The sequence below is a fragment of the Azospirillum sp. B2RO_4 genome (genome assembly GCF_051124815.1).
Taxonomy (GTDB): domain Bacteria; phylum Pseudomonadota; class Alphaproteobacteria; order Azospirillales; family Azospirillaceae; genus Azospirillum.
This window is the reverse complement of record NZ_CP118485.1, coordinates 1748442-1765689: the sequence shown is the minus strand read 5'-3', so window position 1 is coordinate 1765689 and position 17248 is coordinate 1748442. Positions and strand designations below refer to the sequence as shown.

General features: G+C 66.5%; 15 protein-coding genes. 5 read left to right on the top strand and 10 right to left on the bottom strand.

Translation table 11 applies throughout. The annotated features are described in order from the left end of the window. Positions 1 to 177 precede the first annotated feature (177 nt). The gene (topA, locus tag PWS46_RS08320) at positions 178 to 2967 is read right to left on the bottom strand and encodes a type I DNA topoisomerase (RefSeq protein ID WP_434613622.1); all 2790 of its coding nucleotides are present in this window, start codon (positions 2965 to 2967) and stop codon (positions 178 to 180) included. A gap of 46 nt (positions 2968 to 3013) precedes the next feature. Then, positions 3014 to 4150 carry a DNA-processing protein DprA gene (dprA, locus tag PWS46_RS08315; RefSeq protein WP_434613619.1) on the bottom strand — a complete coding sequence of 379 codons (1137 nt, stop codon included), beginning with the start codon at positions 4148 to 4150 and terminating at the stop codon, positions 3014 to 3016. Between the two features lie 416 nt (positions 4151 to 4566). Here dprA and PWS46_RS08310 point away from each other — a divergent pair, with 416 nt between their 5' ends. Next, a complete protein-coding gene (locus tag PWS46_RS08310) occupies positions 4567 to 6045 on the top strand; it encodes a methyl-accepting chemotaxis protein (RefSeq protein WP_434613616.1) in 1479 nt (492 codons plus the stop codon). A gap of 52 nt (positions 6046 to 6097) precedes the next feature. On the opposite strand, the gene PWS46_RS08305 is transcribed toward PWS46_RS08310, so the two are convergent. Next, on the bottom strand, positions 6098 to 6895 hold the full coding sequence (locus PWS46_RS08305) for an oxepin-CoA hydrolase, alternative type (protein ID WP_434613613.1): 798 nt from the start codon (positions 6893 to 6895) through the stop codon (positions 6098 to 6100). A 218-nt stretch (positions 6896 to 7113) separates the two neighbouring features. Between PWS46_RS08305 and PWS46_RS08300 the strand changes: the two genes are divergently transcribed. Both PWS46_RS08300 and PWS46_RS08295 read left to right on the top strand, forming a co-directional pair. Beyond that, a complete protein-coding gene (locus PWS46_RS08300) occupies positions 7114 to 7803 on the top strand; it encodes a rhomboid family intramembrane serine protease (protein ID WP_434613610.1) in 690 nt (229 codons plus the stop codon). 780 nt (positions 7804 to 8583) lie between these two features. Continuing rightward, complete coding sequence (locus tag PWS46_RS08295) at positions 8584 to 9672, top strand: TRAP transporter substrate-binding protein (RefSeq protein ID WP_434613607.1); 1089 nt, start codon at positions 8584 to 8586, stop codon at positions 9670 to 9672. A gap of 73 nt (positions 9673 to 9745) precedes the next feature. On the opposite strand, the gene PWS46_RS08290 is transcribed toward PWS46_RS08295, so the two are convergent. Continuing rightward, positions 9746 to 10189 carry a MaoC family dehydratase gene (locus PWS46_RS08290; protein ID WP_434613604.1) on the bottom strand — a complete coding sequence of 148 codons (444 nt, stop codon included), beginning with the start codon at positions 10187 to 10189 and terminating at the stop codon, positions 9746 to 9748. A 147-nt stretch (positions 10190 to 10336) separates the two neighbouring features. Between PWS46_RS08290 and PWS46_RS08285 the strand changes: the two genes are divergently transcribed. Next, positions 10337 to 10930 carry a TetR/AcrR family transcriptional regulator gene (locus PWS46_RS08285; protein ID WP_434613601.1) on the top strand — a complete coding sequence of 198 codons (594 nt, stop codon included), beginning with the start codon at positions 10337 to 10339 and terminating at the stop codon, positions 10928 to 10930. Positions 10931 to 11021: 91 nt separating this feature from the next. On the opposite strand, the gene PWS46_RS08280 is transcribed toward PWS46_RS08285, so the two are convergent. The 6 genes from PWS46_RS08280 to PWS46_RS08255 all read right to left on the bottom strand — a co-directional run bounded on the left by PWS46_RS08280 (position 11022) and on the right by PWS46_RS08255 (position 16521). Beyond that, positions 11022 to 11348, bottom strand: coding sequence for a DUF1153 domain-containing protein (locus tag PWS46_RS08280; protein ID WP_434613600.1), 327 nt, complete (start codon positions 11346 to 11348; stop codon positions 11022 to 11024). A gap of 188 nt (positions 11349 to 11536) precedes the next feature. Further along, positions 11537 to 12286, bottom strand: coding sequence for a flagellar hook assembly protein FlgD (locus tag PWS46_RS08275; RefSeq protein ID WP_434613598.1), 750 nt, complete (start codon positions 12284 to 12286; stop codon positions 11537 to 11539). Between the two features lie 81 nt (positions 12287 to 12367). Further along, positions 12368 to 14197 carry a flagellar hook-length control protein FliK gene (locus tag PWS46_RS08270; RefSeq protein ID WP_434613595.1) on the bottom strand — a complete coding sequence of 610 codons (1830 nt, stop codon included), beginning with the start codon at positions 14195 to 14197 and terminating at the stop codon, positions 12368 to 12370. A 302-nt stretch (positions 14198 to 14499) separates the two neighbouring features. Then, positions 14500 to 15009, bottom strand: coding sequence for a flagellar basal-body protein (locus PWS46_RS08265; protein ID WP_434613592.1), 510 nt, complete (start codon positions 15007 to 15009; stop codon positions 14500 to 14502). Then, on the bottom strand, positions 15002 to 15379 hold the full coding sequence (locus tag PWS46_RS08260; RefSeq protein ID WP_434613589.1) for a rod-binding protein: 378 nt from the start codon (positions 15377 to 15379) through the stop codon (positions 15002 to 15004). The genes PWS46_RS08265 and PWS46_RS08260 overlap by 8 nt, the downstream gene beginning before the upstream one ends. Continuing rightward, the gene (locus PWS46_RS08255) at positions 15379 to 16521 is read right to left on the bottom strand and encodes a flagellar basal body P-ring protein FlgI (protein WP_109073790.1); all 1143 of its coding nucleotides are present in this window, start codon (positions 16519 to 16521) and stop codon (positions 15379 to 15381) included. The genes PWS46_RS08260 and PWS46_RS08255 overlap by 1 nt, the downstream gene beginning before the upstream one ends. 230 nt (positions 16522 to 16751) lie before the next feature. Here PWS46_RS08255 and PWS46_RS08250 point away from each other — a divergent pair, with 230 nt between their 5' ends. Then, positions 16752 to 17177 carry a flagellar assembly protein FliX gene (locus PWS46_RS08250; protein ID WP_085089744.1) on the top strand — a complete coding sequence of 142 codons (426 nt, stop codon included), beginning with the start codon at positions 16752 to 16754 and terminating at the stop codon, positions 17175 to 17177. Positions 17178 to 17248 lie beyond the last annotated feature (71 nt).

Here is a 17248-nt window from a genome sequence, read left to right as displayed (position 1 = left end):
GCTTAACGCGCTGGGCCTATGCGTGACACGGGGAACCTGCAGGGCAGGGGCAATGAGACGACAAGCCGACTGGGATTTCAACAAGAAAAATCGTCGAAACTGAATTAATCTCTTCTGATTTAGTAGGAAAATTAATTGCGTAAATCCCCTCTCCCGTGGTGGGAGAGGGGGCTTCGGTTACGATGCCTTGGCGGTCTTCTTCTTCGGCGCGGCGGCTTCCGCCGGAGCATCCTTGGCGGCCTTGGCCTTGCTCGCCTTCTTGGCGGCCGGCTTTTTCGCCGGAGCTTTCGCCTTGGCGGGCTTGTCCGTCTCCGCACCCTCGGCCTTGGCCGCTTCAGCCTCCTTCGGGGCCTTGCCCTTCTTGGCGGCGTCCTTGGCGACCTTGGCGTCGATCAACTCCAACGCCTGTTCCAGCGTGATGCTGTCCGGCTCGGTCCCCTTGGGGATCGAGGCATAGACGCTGGCGTGCTTCACATAGGGACCGAAGCGGCCGGAGCCCATGGTGATCGGCTTGCCGGTCTTCGGGTGGTCGCCCAGCGTCTTGGCGGGAGCCGACGCCTTCTTCGCCGCGCCGGCCAGCAGGTCGACGGCGCGGTTGATGCCAATGGTCAGCACGTCGTCATCGGGGGTCAGCGACTTGTAGACGCTGCCATGCTTCAGATAGGGGCCGAAGCGACCGATGCCGGCGCTGATCTCCTCGGCCGTCTCCGGGTGGTTGCCGATGACGCGGGGCAGTGCCAGCAGCTTCAGCGCGGTGTCGAGATCGACGTCGCCCGCCGCCATGCCCTTGGGCAGCGACACCCGCTTGGGCTTCGGCGTGTCGTCCTTCTTCTTTTTCTTCGCCTTGGGCTTCTTGCCGTCGGCGGCAGGCTCTTCCGCCGCCGGCTCCTCCGGCGGAGCGACCATGGCGGCGGGCGCCGGGCCCAACTGGATGTAGGCACCGTAGGGGCCGCGGCGCACCGTCACCGGCAGACCGGTTTCCGGATCGTTGCCCAGCTCGCGTGGGCCTTCCTGCGCCTCGCCATTCTCGTCGTTGGCGACGGCCAGCGGCCGGGTGTAGCGGCAGTCGGGATAGCGCGAGCAGCCGATGAAGGCGCCCATCTTGCCCAGCTTCAGACCCAGCCGGCCCTCGCGGCAGACCGGGCAGACGCGCGGGTCATGGCCGTCCTCGGTGGCGGCGGGGAAGAAATGGGCGCCGAGTTCATTGTCGAGCGTTGTCAGCACCTGGGTGATCGTCAGGTCCTTGGTGCCGTTCACCGCCGCGTCGAAGGCGGTCCAGAAATCGCGCAGGACGGTCTTCCAATCGATCTTGCCGTCGGAGATCTCGTCCAGCTGGTTCTCCAGCTCCGCCGTGAAGTTGTACTCCACATAGCGGTGGAAGAAATTCTCCAGGAAGGCGGTGACCAGCCGGCCGCGGTCTTCAGGGATGAAGCGCCGCTTGTCGAGCCGGACGTAATTGCGGTCCTGCAGCACCTGCAGGATCGAGGCATAGGTCGACGGTCGGCCGATCCCCAGCTCCTCAAGCTTCTTGACGAGGCTGGCTTCGGAGTAGCGCGGCGGCGGTTGGGTGAAATGCTGGTCCGGGACGATGTCGCCGCGGTCCAGGGCGTCGCCCTGGTCCATGGCCGGCAGGCGGCGTTCCTGCTGGTCGTCCTCGGCCGCGTCATCGCGATCCTCCTGATAGACCTTCAGGAAGCCGTCGAACACGACGATGGAGCCGGTGGCCCGCAGCACGACGTCCTTCGACGGGCTGGCGATGTCGACCGCCACCTGATCCAGCACTGCGCTTTCCATCTGGCTGGCCAGCGTGCGCTTCCAGATCAGTTCATAGAGCCGCAGCTCGTCGCTTTCCAGATAGCCGGACACCGATTCGGGGCGGCGGTGCAGGTCGGTCGGTCGGATGGCCTCGTGGGCCTCCTGGGCGTTCTTGGCGGCGGTCTTGTAGACGCGCGGCTGGGCCGGGACGTAACGCTCGCCATAGTGCGAGCCGATCAGGCCGCGGGCGCCTTCGATGGCCTCCTGCGACAGGCTGACGCCGTCGGTTCGCATGTAGGTGATGAGGCCGACCGTCTCGCCGCCGATGTCCACGCCCTCATACAGCTTCTGCGCCGTGCGCATGGTGCGGGTGGCGCCGAAGCCCAGCTTGCGCGAGGCCTCCTGCTGCAAGGTGGAGGTGGTGAAGGGCGGCGACGGGTTGCGGCGGCTCTGCTTGCGCTCGACCTGCGACACGGCGAAGGTCTGCGGGCGGATCTTCGCCACCGCGGCCTCGGCCGCCTCCTGGTTGGGCAGGCCGAACTTGTCGAGCCTCCTGCCGTCCAGCTGGGTCAGAGACGCGGTGAAGGAGGACCCGGCCGGCGTGGTGAAGCCCACCGCGATCGACCAGTATTCCTGCGGCTTGAAGACCTCGATCTCCGACTCGCGCTCGCAGATCAGGCGCAGGGCCACCGATTGCACGCGGCCGGCCGACTTGGAGCCGGGCAGCTTGCGCCACAGCACCGGCGACAGGGTGAAGCCGACCAGATAGTCCAGCGCCCGGCGCGCCAGATAGGCATCGACCAACTCCTGCGACACGGCGCGCGGGTTGGCCATTGCAGTCTGGACGGCGGATTTGGTGATTTCGTTGAAGGTGACGCGCTGGACGTCGCGATTGTCGGAGAGGTGCTTTTCGCGAAGGAGTTCGGACAGGTGCCAGGCGATGGCCTCTCCCTCGCGATCCGGGTCGGTTGCGAGGTAGATGCGGTCGGCCGACTTCACCGCCTTGGCGATCTCGTCGATGTGGCGCTTGGAGCGGTCGCCCAGCTCCCATTCCATCGCGAAATCTTCATCCGGGCGCACCGAGCCGTCCCGCGCCGGAAGGTCGCGGACATGGCCGAAACTGGCGATGACGGTGTAGTCGTCGCCCAGATACTTGTTGATGGTCTTCGCCTTGGCCGGCGATTCGACGATGACGACGTTGCTGCCCGGCAAGAAACCAGCCCTTCGCGTATGCCCACTCAAACCACGGCGATGCCGATCAGGCGAGAGAGACCTGATGACCGGGAAGACGCTGGACTCGGCCGGCAAGCTCAAGTTCCAGAACCACGGTCAGCACCACCGGAGCGGACAATTGGCACCCGCGAACGAGTTCGTCAATGGTGACGGGCGAGTGGCCCAGGTTTTCCAGCACCAGGGCGCGTGCCTTTGCAAGGTCGGATTCGTCCGGTTCGGTTGCAGGAGAAGGGGTATGGGTGGGGGCGCTGAACAGGTCGCGCTGCCGTTCCGCCAGCGTCGGCGGCCGCAGATTTTCGATCGCGCGAAGCACGTCGTCGGCCCGCTCCACCAGCGTGGCGCCCTGGCGCAGCAGGTTGTTGGTGCCGTGGCAGCGCGGGTCGAGCGGGGAACCCGGCACCGCCATCACCTCGCGCCCCTGTTCCAGAGCCATCCGCGCAGTGATGAGAGAGCCGGAGCGCAACGCCGCCTCCACCACCAGCACGCCCAGCGACAGGCCGGAGATCAGGCGGTTGCGGCGGGGAAAATGTCGGGCCTGCGGCTGGGTGCCGATGGGGCTTTCCGCCACCACCACGCCCTGCGCCACGATGTCGCGGTAGAGCCCTTCGTTCTCCGGCGGATAGACGACGTCGATGCCGCCGGCCAGAACGGCGGCGGTGCCGCTGGCGATCGAGCCGGCATGGGCGGCGGTGTCGATGCCGCGGGCAAGGCCGGAGACGACCAACAGCCCGGCCGCCCCGAGTTCGCGCGCCAGCGATTCGGCAAACTTCTTGCCGTTCAGCGAAGCATTGCGTGCGCCGACGATGGCGACCGCGCGTAGCCGTAGCAGGTGGGCGTGCCCGGCGACCGAGATCACCGGCGGCGCATCGTCCACCGCGGCCAGCGGTTCCGGATAGTCGGGTTCGCAGGCGCAGAGCAGCCGGGCGCCGAAGCGCCGGTTGGCCTGCATCTCCCGCTCCGCCTCGGCCTTGGAGGCGACCCGCAGCGGCTTGGCTCGTCCGCCGCGCCGCGCAAGTTCCGGTAGGGCGTCCAGTGCCCTGGAGGCACTGCCATACTGTTCCAGCAGACGCTGAAAGGTGATCGGACCCACGTTTTCCGTACGGATCAGGCGAATCCAGTCGATCCGTTCGGCATCGGTCAAGGGATGGCGCGGTTGTGTCATGTCCGGAGTTAATACAACCAGTCTGCGGTACGCACAACATGCATTTGTATGAAGAGGTGTTTCTGCCGGTGCCTATATGTCCTTCCTGTGTGGCCGCCGCATGTCCGACCGGTTCGACACGCCTTGTGGTCCGCGGGAGTCGCTTCGGTCGGTCTGCTCCGGTCGGTGCCGCTTCAGGACATGAAGCGAATGTTTCGATGAAACATTGCTTTCAGGCGCATATTCTCAACCAAAGTTATCACCGCAGATTTGTCTATGAGACTTTTTTTATATGCTATTGGTTAAGCGAGGAAACATCTTCCTCTGTTTCAGAACCATAAAGAAGATGTCACAACATGTCGGAGTTACCCTTATGGAAATCCCTTAAATTGCCGGTATCATCGGGTCCATACCAGCGTACTCACGAGGGAAGGCCGATGTTCGGACGGGCGAAGATCAATCAGGCGCTGGGGCGCAAGATGGCGGCACTCGATGCGCTGCGCGCCAAGGTGATGGTGGCGGATGAGAATCTGACCATCGTCCACGTCAATCCCGCCGTGGTGACGTTGCTGCGCGAGGCCGAGAGCGACCTGCGCAAGGATTTGCCCCGCCTGGACGTCAATCGGCTGGTCGGCAGCAACATCGACGTATTCCACAAGAACCCGGGCCACCAACGCGGGCTGCTGGCGTCGCTGACCAAGCCGTACGGCGCCACCATCAAGGTCGGCGGACACCAGTTCGACCTGCTGGTCACGCCGTTGACCGAGGACGGCCGGCGCATCGGCTTCGTCGTCGAATGGGCCGATGCCAAGGAGCGGCTGGAGAACCTCGACTACGCCGCGCAGATGGCGGCGATCAACCGGTCGCAGGCGGTGATCGAGTTCACGACCGAGGGCATCATTACCAGGGCCAACGACAATTTCCTGAAGGTGATGGGCTATCGCCTGGACGAGGTCGTCGGTAAGCACCACAACATTTTCGTAGAGCAGGCCTATCGCGACAGTGCCGACTATGCCCGTTTCTGGGAAACCCTGCGGCGCGGCGAATTCCAGGCGGCGCAATACAAGCGGATCGGCAAGTCCGGCAATCCGGTTTGGATCGAAGGCGCCTACAACCCGATTCTCGACGAGAAGGGGCGGGTCGTCAAAGTGGTGAAGTTCGCGGTCGACGTGACCGCGCAGGTCTCGCTGCTCAACAACCTCAAAGTCCTGATCGACAAGAATTTCGGCGAGATCGATCAGGCGCTCCACCTGTCGATGGGGGAGGCGCATTCCGCCAATGACGCCGCCGGCTCCACCTCCGCCAGCGTCCAGGCGGTGGCGGCGAGTGCGGAGGAACTGGTCGCCTCCATCGGCGAGATTTCCCAGAGCATGACGCGTGCGCGTTCGGCGACCGACGGCGCCTTCGACCGCACCGTCGCGGTGGCGGAAAGCACCGACCGCCTGGCCGCCGCCGCCCAGGCGATGAACGGCATCGTCGGGCTGATCAACAGCATCGCCGGCCAGATCAACCTGCTTGCGCTGAACGCCACCATCGAAGCGGCCCGCGCCGGCGAGGCGGGCAAGGGCTTTGCCGTCGTCGCCTCGGAGGTGAAGAACCTCGCCAATCAGGCCGGGAAGGCGACCGAGCAGATCTCCGCCGAGATCGAAGGCATCCAATCGACCTCGACCGAGGTCGCCAACGCGCTGAACGCCATCCGCGAGGCCGTCTCGGTGGTGCGGGAACATGTGACCGGCACGGCGTCGGCGGTGGAGGAGCAGAGCGCCGTCACCCAGAACATGTCGTCCAACATGCAGAGCGCGTCCGCCGCCGTGGCGACGGTGACGTCCAACATCTCCGCCATCTCCACCGCGGTCAGTCAGGTGGCCGGTGCGGTCGGTCGGACGAAGGAGGCGGCGCACGTCCTGGTGCGGTGATGCGAATCGGGGCCGGGCGCCGCGACAATCGGTGCCCGGCCCGTTTTATCGCTCAGCGTTTGTGGAACACCGGCCGGCGCTTCTCGAAGAAGGCGGTGATTCCCTCCTTCGCCTCGCCATGGTGCAGCGCCTCGACGAACAGGTCGCTTTCGCGGGCAAGCTGGGTGGCGAAGCTGCCATAGGCCAGTTCCATCAGCTTCTTCGCCCGGCCCATGGCACCGGCCGGTCCCTCGGCGATGGTCTGCGCCCAGGCGGTCGCCTCGTCCAGCGCCCGGCCCGGCGCGGTGACGCGGTTGACGACACCGGCGGCATGCAGACGCGCGGCATCGACGGGTCCGCCGGTCAGCATCAGTTCGGCATAGAGTTGCGGCGGCAGCGCGCGGGCGAGCGAGGCGGAGGCGCCGCCGTCGGCGGTCAGCCCGACCCTGACATAGGCGGTCAGGAACTGCGCATCCTCCGCCGCGACGATCAGGTCGCAGGCCAGCGCCAGCGAGAAGCCGGCCCCGGCGGCCGGCCCCTCCACGGCGGCGATGATCGGCTTGGGGCATTCGCGCATGGACCGGACCCAGCCGTGGAAACGCTCGATCCCGTCCCGGTTCTCCGACCGCGAGCGGTTGCCATGGTGATAGAGGTTGTTGAGGTGCCCGCCGCTGCTGAAGGCGCCGCCGGCGCCGGTCAGCACGATGGCGCCGATGCCGGGGTCGTGCGTCGCCTCGTCCAGCGCGTCGCGGCCGGCCGCCATCATCTTCAAGCCCAGCGCATTGCGGGTGCCGGCGTCGCTCATGGTCAGCACCATGACGCGCCCCTGGCGGTCCACCGTCATGCTGCCGGTATCCTGACGTTCGTTCATGGTCGTTTCTTCCCCGGTTGTCATTGTCCGGCGAAGGGACCCTCGCCGGATGGTAGAGCCACTGTGCCAGCCGGTGGCCGCCGCTCCAATCCGTACGACCGGTATAGGAAGGCCCTGAGCGGCACGGGAAACGGCTGTTTTTCGCCAATACCCCTTCTTACATTGGGGTGAGACTTATCGCCGCGCGAAGCGGCGGCACCGAACAGCGGGGGCAGGGGATGGCGCTGGTGCTGGACCGGCATGGCCGGAGCCGAGGAACTGGACAGGTCGCCGTTGCGCCGATCCCGCCCTATGCCAACCGCTCCGTCATCCTTGTCTGCGTGCTGGCCTTCGTCCTGCGGCTGCCGCCGGAATCCTTCGCCTTCGTACCCGCCTATTTCTTCGGAACGGTCGAGCTGGCGGGGCCGCTGCCGACCGCTGCGCTTTGGCGCGGGCTTTTCGGGCATGTGCTGATCCATGGCGACCTGACGCATCTGGTCTCCAACATGGCCGTGCTGTGGCTGTTGGGTGACGTGGTGGAGCGGGAGGCCGGACATCTCCGCTATCTGGCGCTGTTCATCACCGGAATGGTGGCGGCGGCGCTGACGGAGGGGCTGCTCGCCGTCGACCGGATGGCGCCGCTGATCGGGGCGAGCGGGGCGATCTGTGCGCTGATGGGCGCCTTCCTGTGGATGCGGCCGCGCTTCGGGCTGCTGTCACGGCGTCTCCCCCGGCGGCTGGCGCAGGGGGTGATCCTGCTTTTCGCGCTGTTGAACGCGGCGATGACGCTGGTGCCGCTGGACGCCGACTCCCCGCTTGCCGAGGTTGGCTGGGCCGCGCATGCGGGCGGTCTGGCGGCCGGATTGCTGTTGGGCGGCGTGCTACTGTGCCTGCGTCCCAAGCACGGCCGGCCGGCCGGCGTTCCTTGAGGGGGCGCGTTTCTTTCCCACTGTTGGCGATTGTGAAGCGTGCTGGGGTGACCCGTTGCCGTCGGCGTGAAAAAGCACTATTTTTGGGGAAGGCGCGCCGAGGTCGTGACCCCCGGCGCGCCGACCCGATCAGCGGTTCAGGTATTCAAGCACCAGCTTGACCACCTGCAACAGCAGGATCAGGAGAGTGAGGATTTTATCCATCCTCTTGCCCTCCGTTGGTGCGGCGCGGGCGGTGGCCGATCCACCGCCCCGACCGCGCGGCAAACATGCCAAGCATCCCATCCCGTTGGAAGCTGCAAGTTGCACGCGATGGCGTGTGCTCGCCTTTGCATGCGTACGAAGCGCTTGCCCGTGATGTGGCCGACGGCGTGTTTCGGAACTGCCGCCGATGAACGAAAGTAGGGGTGGGTGCCATTCCGGGCGTCGCATATATCATCGGTACACGTAACCATTCAGGCGACGGCAAGACGGGTCCGCGGTTGATCGATGAGGCTGATGGATGCTCCTCCGAGCAGATGTCAGTCCTGGTATCTTTCCGCGATGCATTGCTTTGAAAATCCTGCAGAGGGCGACGGACTTCCGTCGCCGTTTCAGCCGCGCCTGCGCGCTGTATTTTCCATGCGATGGAATAGGCCGGGAATGGAAGCCATGCATTTTGACGAATTGCCCAACAGCCATCGCAATTTCTAGGATTGTTCAGGCACCATAGTGTCTTCTGTTCGGCAAATGGCGTCATCGTTCAACCGGCGCCATGGCCATAACGATGAGGAAACGTTCATGAAGCGTCGTTCCTTCCTGACCTCCGCCGGTGTCGGCGTCGCCGCCAGCACCCTGGCGGCCCCCGCCATCGCGCAGACCCAGCCGGAAATCCATTGGCGTCTGGCGTCCAGCTTCCCCAAGAGCCTGGACACGATCTATGGTGGCGCCGACACCATCGCCGCCCGCGTCGCCGCGGCCACCGACGGCAAGTTCCAGATCCGTCCCTTCGCCGCCGGTGAGATCGTCCCCGGCCTGCAGGTGCTGGACGCGGTGCAGAACGGCACGGTCGAATGCGGCCACACCGCCAGCTATTACTATGTCGGCAAGGACCCGACCTTCACCTTCGACGCGACGGTGCCCTTCGGTCTGAACGCCCGCCAGCAGAACGCCTGGATCTACAATGGTGGCGGCATGCCGCTGCTGCGCGAGTTCTTCGACGGCTACGGCGTCGTGAACTTCCCGGCCGGCAACACCGGCGTGCAGATGGGCGGCTGGTTCCGCAAGGAAATCAAGACCGTCGAGGATCTGAAGGGCCTGAAGTTCCGCATCGGCGGCTTCGCCGGGCAGGTCCTGGCCAAGCTGGGCGTCGTGCCGCAGCAGATCGCCGGCGGCGACATCTATCCGTCGCTGGAAAAGGGCACCATCGACGCCGCCGAGTGGATCGGCCCCTATGACGACGAGAAGCTCGGCTTCAACAAGGTCGCCAAGTACTACTACTACCCGGGCTGGTGGGAAGGCGGGCTGAACGTCTCGCTGCTGGTCAACAAGCAGCAGTGGGAACAATTGCCCAAGCAGTACAAGGCCGTTCTGGAGGCCGCCTGCTTCGAAGCCAACCTGACCATGAACGCCAAGTACGACGCCGAGAATCCGGCGGCGCTGAAGCGACTGGTTGGCGGCGGCGCCCAACTGCGCCCCTTCCCGCGCGACGTGATGGAGGCCTGCTACAAGGCCGCCATCGAGCTGTATGACGAAACGGCCAAGTCCAACCCGAAGTTCGCCAAGATCTACGAGCAGTGGAAGAAGTTCCGCGACGACGAATATCTGTGGTTCCGGGTGGCCGAGAACTCCTTCGACAACTTTGCTTTCACGGCCGGCCTGAAGCGCTGACCGCAGAAAGCCGGATTTAGCCAGTTTCGACTGCGGCCCCCGCATCCCCTCCCGGATGCGGGGGCTTTCTTTTTCAAGAGGGGCGGCCGGGTGCCAGCAGGTTGGCGATCATGGTCTGCACCACCTCGTCATTCTGGTTGAAGGTTGTGGTCTTCACCCGCAGCACGCCCTGGTCGGGTCGCTTGGCGGAGCGGCGGGCCTCCATCACCTCCATCTCGATGCGCAGCACGTCGCCGGGCCGGGTCGGGCGGGGCCAGCCGATGGAATCGACGCCCATGCCGATATAGCCGCCCGCCAGTTCGGCATTGCTGCCAACGATCATCCGCATGGTCATCCCCGCGGTGTGCCAGCCGCTGGCCGCCAGCCCGCGGAACAGCGTGTCCTTCGCCGCCTCGGGGTCCAGATGGAAGGGCTGCGGGTCGAACTTTTCGGCATAGGCGACGATCTCCGCCGCCTCGACGGTCAGCGGCCCGCCGGTGAAGCGGTCGCCCACCGTGACATCCTCGAAATAGCGCATCCCCCGGAACTCCGTTCATCGTGACGGACAGGTCCGCACCGCCCGGCGATGATACAGACCTGTCTCCTCGTTGCGATGGTAGAGACAGGTCTGTATCATTGTCAACGGCGGGCTTGAACCCGGCCGTTCGGAACGGATGGAGCGGGAATGGTGGAAGCTGAAGGCGCAAGGAAGCCGGCGCGGGATCGGATCCTCGATACGGCGGCGGAGTTGTTCTATCGCGAGGGCATCCGCGCCGTCGGCATCGACACCATCATCGCCAAATCCGGCGTCGCGAAGATGAGCCTGTACCGGAACTTCGAATCCAAGGATGATCTGGTCTGCGCCTACCTGGAACGCAGCATCGCCCAGCACGGGGCATGGTGGGACCGGGTGGTAGCCCGCCATCCCGGCGACCCGCGCGCCCAGATGAAGGCGCTGTTCGTGGCACTCGCCCACTGGATCGACCATCCGAAGTTCCAGGGCTGCCCCTTCACCAGCGCCGCCGCGGAGTTGCGCGACCCCGCCAACCCGGCCCGTGGGCTGGCGCTGGCCCATAAGCGCATGGTGCGCGACCGTCTGCACGCGTTGGCGGTCGCGGCCGGCGCCGCCGATCCGGACCGGCTGTGCGCGCAGCTTCAATTGCTGATGGAAGGCGCCTATGCCGCTGGTCGTGCGCTGGATCTGGGACCGGGCAACGACGCGGTGGCAAGCGCGGCTGCGGCGCTGATCGACGGGGCATGTGGACAGGCGCGGCCATAGGCGGCGGGTGCGCCCGGTCTCAACCGCCCCAAACGCAAAAAAGCGCCGCAGGTCGGCCCCGCGGCGCTTCATCAACTCTGTGTGCGCTGCCTCAGTCGGCGCCGACGCGGTCGCGGACGGACTGGCCGGGGCGGTAATCCTGCAGGCGGGTGGCGCGCAGGCCGCGCATGCCGTGGCTGTCGATCAGCCGCTGCCAGGACAGGAATTCCTCCACCGACAGCGTGTAGCGGCGGCAGGCCTCTTCCAGGCTTATCAGGCCCGAACGGACGCCGGCGACCACTTCCGCCTTGCGGCGCATCACCCAACGCTTGGTGTCGGGCGGGGGAAGGTCGTTTTCGGTCATGGGACGCCCTTCGGGACCAATGACCGATGCACCGGCTGCCAATTCGTCGCCGGTGTCGAGTTCGATGAGTGCCATGCGCGGACGCTCCAACCCAAACTGTGGATTCCACGATTTCGGGGTACTGTATGCGCCGGCACTTAACAAATGCCTAAACGAAAGGGTTAACTTTTTATCGGGTGGTAGTCGCTCACCCGACCGGACGGGCGGTCGCGACGCCCCGTCCGGCAAGCGGTCCGACAATCCGTCTGTGCAACGAATGCCGATCAATAGACGGTGGTCAGCTTCGACAGCGGGACTTCGCTGGCGCCGATGTTCAGCACGGTTTCGCCGTCCTTGTTGCTGCCGATACCGGCGACGGTGCCGAAGGTGTAGGTGGTGGTCTTGATGGTGTCGGTCTTGTTCTCCGCCAACGGCGCCACGTTCATGCGGTAGGTGCCCGGCTGGACCGCGCGGCCGTTGTTGTCCTTGAAGTCCCAGTTGACGGCGTGCTTGGTGCCGGCGGTGGTCTCGCCCGGCATCGAGCGGATGATGTTGCCGTTGGCATCCAGGATGTCGACGCGCACCGACTTGGCCGATGTCGCCAGCTCGTAACCGAGCGGCGCCTGGGTCATGCCCTGGCTGTACTGGAAGTTGTCGCCCTCGAAGGCGACGGTGCGGCCGAGATAGGCGAGGTTGGTCGACGCGGTGCCGGCCGACTGCAGCTGAACCAGCTTGTCCAGGCGGCTGTTGGTGCCGATGTTCTGCTCGACGTTGGCGAAGTCGACCAACTGCTTGGTCATGTCATTGGTGTCGAGCGGCTTCAGCGGGTCCTGGTTCTTCATCTGCGTGGTCAGCATGGTGAGGAACGTCTGGAAATTGTCGCCGAGGCCCTTGGTGGCCGATGCGGTCTTGTCGGCATCGGTTTGCGGGGTCTTGGCCGTTTCGGACGCCGTCTTCGACCCGGTGGACAGGCCACCCGAATAGGTGCCGTACTGGTTCAGGGTCGGGCTGGTGGTGTTGGTCGTCGTGGTCATGGCGGTCGTCCTTCGTTGGCCTCGCGGCCGATATCTCTCTTGTGACGGTGGGCTGCGGCGGAATGGCCGCCGTCCTCGTCGTCAGGCGCGGATGTCGACGCGCCCGTTGCCGAGCGTTGCCGTGTAGACGGTGCTGCCGGTCTCGTCATCGTCGCCACCCCCGCCGAAGCCGCGGCCGCGCCGACCCGATCCACCACCCCTGCCGTCCCCCCGGCCGTCACCGGCGAAGGGATTGCCTTCGCCGCGCAGGCTGAAGTTCAGGCTGTTCGAGTCCGTCTGCAGCCCAGCGTCTTGCAAGGCGCGTTCCAGGCTGCGGCTGTCACGCTGCAGAAGTTCGAGGGTCTGCGCCTTTTCAACCGCGACCATCGCGTTGACCCGGCCATCGGCGCCGATGTCCAGCTTGATGTCGATCCGGCCAAGTTCGGCCGGGTGCAGGTTGATGGTGAACTGGTCGACCTCGTCGCCGACATTCTTCTTGATGTGGACGGCGATCTGGTCGTGCACGCCCATCGCCATGCCGGCGCCGCGCGATGGCCGGAGCGTCGCGGTCGCCTGCGGCTGGTCGAGCCCGGGAATGCCGCCGTGAGCACCTTCCATCGCGGCCAGGGCGGGATGAGTGTGCGGGCTGGCGGTGGCGGTGCCGGCCGCCCCGCCGGTCGCGCCGGTCGCATCGATTCCCTCCAGCGTCGCGGCGGCCGTACCCGTCGCAGCGGTCGTGACGGTTTCCGCCACCGGGGCGGCAGGCACCGCCGGCGGCACCGGCTGCTGCGGCATCGCCTGGGTCTGGGGTTGGGCATCGTTCCGGCCGCCGCCTTCGCTGCCGGCATGCTTGCCGTTCTGCTTGGCTTCGCCCGTCTTGGCCTTTGCTGCGGCCAGCAGGTCGGCGAAGCGGTCGGGCAGGGCGACGTCCTCGTCGCTCGGCAGGGCTTCGGCACCGGCATCTGCCTGGGACGCGTCCGCGGTCTTCGCCGCGTCGCCATCCACGGCACCGCCCTTGCCGGCGGCCTTCGCGGATACGTCGGCACCTGCGGCCTGTCCATCCGCCATCGCGCCGGCGGCTGCAGCCTGCGCCTGGGCAAGCTGGGCCGCGGGATCGAGGGAGCCGGCCGTGCCGGATCCGGCGGCCCCGGCCTTCGCGTCATCATCGGCGCCGGCGCCCGCCTCATCGGCGGCATCCTTCGCCGCGGCCTGTCCAGCCGGCATCAGTCCGGCGAGGATCAGATCGCTGGCCTGCGGCATCGGCTGCGGCGGCACCGGCTGAGCGGCCGGAGGCTGTTCGGCGGCGGACTGCTCGTCGGGCTGGGGTTGCTCGTCGGTTGCGGCATCGGCCGAAGCGATATCGGTCTGCGCGGCATCCTCGGCCGAAGCGGCTGCATCGTCCGTCGCAGCGGCATCGTCGGCCGCCGCGGTCTTGGTGTCGTCCGCCTTCGCCGCGACAGTCTTGGAGGGATCGGCCGTTGCCGCCTCCGCCTTTGCATCCTTCGCCGGCTTTTCGGCCTTGGCCGGCCGATGGTCGTCCTGCCTGGCCTGGACCTTGCGGTCATCGTCGGTCCTGGCGCTCTTCGACTCCGGAGCACGGACCGTGTCGGCAGCATCCGCGGCCTGACGGGTGGCCTGGGCCGTGCGGTCGCGGGTCAGGTCGGGTTTCGGTTCGGCACGCACCGGCTGCTTGCGCTGGGCATCCGCCCGGCGGGCGTCGTTGGCCTCCTTGGCCGCGTCCTTTGCGGCGTCCTTGGCCGCGTCGCGTGCCGCCGCATCGGCCTGCTCACGCTTGCGCGCGGCGGCGTCGGTCAGCATCCGGTCCATCATCTTGGAAAACAGGTCGTTCTTCGTCCCGGTCCCCTGCGTCTGCTGGGACTGGCTGAGACCGTCGAACAAGGACGCGGCGATGTTGTTCGATTGGACTTCCATGGAACGGCCTCTCAGGGACGGCGGAACGCACCGACGGCGATGCGGAGGGTTCAATGCAACAGGCGGGCCAGTCTGGATACTGGGCTATCGGGCTCTCCAAGCGGTGCGGGGCGGCAGTTCCCGCCCCATGGCGCAGGCCCGACCGGCAATTTCCGCCGGGTGCGGGGCCTTTCTTGCCGCAACGGCCCGATACCAACGAGCCCGATCCCAAAGGGGGAAGGCCCGGAAAGAAAAAGGCCGCCCCTGTGGAGAGAGGCGGCCGTCCGAAAAATCTCGGCAGTCACGGATGAAGGCTGTTCGGATCAGAGCCGGGTGTTCAGCGCCGCCGAGGTGCGCGGCCCGCTGGGCGGCGGGGAATAGCCGCGGCCCCCGCCCATGTGGGCGGCATAGGCGGTGGTCGGCGCCTTCTGCTGGCGGGTGATGACGCCGACGACGGTGTCGACCATCACCTTCTGCGCCTCGCCGCCGATCCGCAGGGCCTCCGCATTGTCGGCGGTGGCGGCATAGAGCTTGCCGGTCGCATCCTTCAGCGCGGTCTTCAGCTCCTGCGGCAAGCCCATCAACCCGTCGCGGTCGACGCGCAGCAGGCGGCTGATTTCTTCATAGACCAGCGTCATCGGCTGTTTGTCCTTGGCGATCTGAGCCAGCTCCTTGGCCGGGCGGCGGGCACGGACGGCGGCGGCCTCGCGCTCCAGCAGGGCGGTCAGGCGGCCCATCAGCTCGACCAGCGCCACCGCGCGTTCCTGTGCGTTCTTCGGCAGGTTGGCCGCCGGCTTGGCCGGCTGGGGGAAACGGACGTCGACCTTATCCATGGCTGGCCTCCTGGGCGCGAAGAAGCTCTGCGTAAACCTGCTTGGCGATGCCGAAGCCGCCGCGCTGGGTGATCTGTTTGCCGAACTGCTCGACCAGCATCGGCCGGAACATCTCCTCGCCGCGCCCGCCGCCGAAGGTCTCGTCGCTCTGGATCCCCTCGAACATGGGGCTCAGCATCTGCGACACGAACTGGCTCTCGAACTCGTTGGCGGACTTGCGCAGCTGGGCAAGCTTTGCCGGGTCGGTCTTGGCCTCCAGATCGGAAATCTTTGCCAGGGTGCGCACGCCGAACCCTGCGGCCTGGGCGCGCTCGACAAGCGAGGCGCTACGCGGGGCCGAAGCGGCGGAAAGGGCGGGGCTCATGGACATCAGATCACCTCGATCTCGGCTTGCAGGGCGCCGGCGGCCTTGATCGACTGGAGAATGGCGATCATGTCCCGCGGTCCCACCCCAAGCGCATTCAAGGACTGTACCAACTCCTGCAGCGTCACCCCGGAATTCATCACGGCGAGGCGGTTGTTGGACTGTTCGTCGACCTGGATGTCGGTGCGCGGCACCACCGCCGTCTGGCCCTGGCTGAACGGGCCGGGCTGGCTGACCTGCGGGGTTTCCGTGATGCGGATGGTCAGGTTGCCCTGGGCGATGGCGACGGTGGAGATGCGGACATTCTCTCCCATCACGATCACGCCGGACTTCTCGTCCACCACCACGCGGGCGACCTGATCGGGGGTGATGCGCAGCTGTTCGATCTCCGTCACCAGCCCGACCACGTCGCCGCGGCGCGTCTCCGGCACGTTGATGAGGACGGAGGCCGGGTCGGTCGCCTGGGCGCGGTTGCCGCGCAGCTGGATGTTGATGGCGGTCGCCACCCGCTGGGCGGTGGTGAAGTCCGGATTGCGCAAGGACAGCCGCAGCACCGGCAGTTCGGCCAGCGAGAACTGGATTTCCCGCTCCACGATGGCGCCGGAGGAGATGCGGCCGGAGGTCGGCACGCCGCGGGTCACGCTGGCCCCCTGGCCCTGGGCGGTGAAGCCCGACACCGCGATCGGCCCCTGCGCCACCGCATAGACCTCGCCGTCGGCGCCCATCATCGGGGTGACCAGCAGGGTGCCGCCCAGCAGGCTCTTGGAGTCGCCCATCGCCGACACCGTCACGTCGATGCGCGTCCCCTGGGCGGCATAGGCACCCAGCGTCGCCGTCACCATCACCGCCGCCACGTTCTTCGTGCGCAGGTTGGTGCCGCGGGTGTTGACGCCCATCCGCTCCAGCATGCCGGTCAGGCTCTGCTCGGTGAAGGGAGAGTTGTTCAGGCTGTCGCCGGTGCCGTTCAGACCCACCACGAGGCCATAGCCGATCAGCATGTTGTCGCGCACGCCCTCGACATCCACGATGTCCTTGATACGGGCGGACGCGGCCAGTGCCGGTGCGGCCGGGACACCGAACGCCAGCAGGGCGGTCAGCACGGCCAGGACGGCACGGCGGCGCAGAAGGCGAAGGGCGGTGGGAAGCATGACGCGGACACTCCTGAACTCGTGCCCATCCCTATACAAACGCCGTGCCAGACGCGGAAAACGGCGGCAATCCGTGCTTGTCCTGAAAAACGGCCCAAAGATGGCGCCTTTCGGTCACAGCCGACCGGCAAATTTTGCCCGATTGCGGCAAACCTTGACCGGATGTTAAGGTTGGTCCATCTACAGTGCGCGCGTTTACGCATCCTTTACTGCAAACGGTTGCACGGATCATGAAAGTCGAAGGCTCCGGTAACATACGCGGCAGCGGTTCGGTACGCCGCACCGGCAAGTCCGAAGGCTCGTCCGGCGCCGCATTCTCCAAGCAATTGGTGGGGGAGGCGGGATCCGCCCACGGCGTCAGCGGCACCGCCGCCACCGCCGGGGTTTCGGGCGTGCTGGCCCTGCAGGAGGTCGATGCGACCGACGACGCCACCGCGCGTGCGTCGCGCGGCAAGATGCGGGCGGAAGAGATGCTCGACCGGCTGGAGGAAATCCAGCACGGCCTGCTGTCCGGTACCCTGTCCATGCAGAAGCTGGTCGATCTGGCGAAGGTGGTGCAGACGCGCCGCGCCCAGGTCGACGATCCCGGTCTGGCCGAAATCCTGGATGAAATCGATCTGCGGGCGCAGGTCGAATTGGCGAAGCTGACCTCCTGACTCCTCGGGAGCAGTTGGGCCGATGCCCCGTGGCCGTCCGCCGGCAGTCTGGCGGGGCAGGGCGCGGCCCG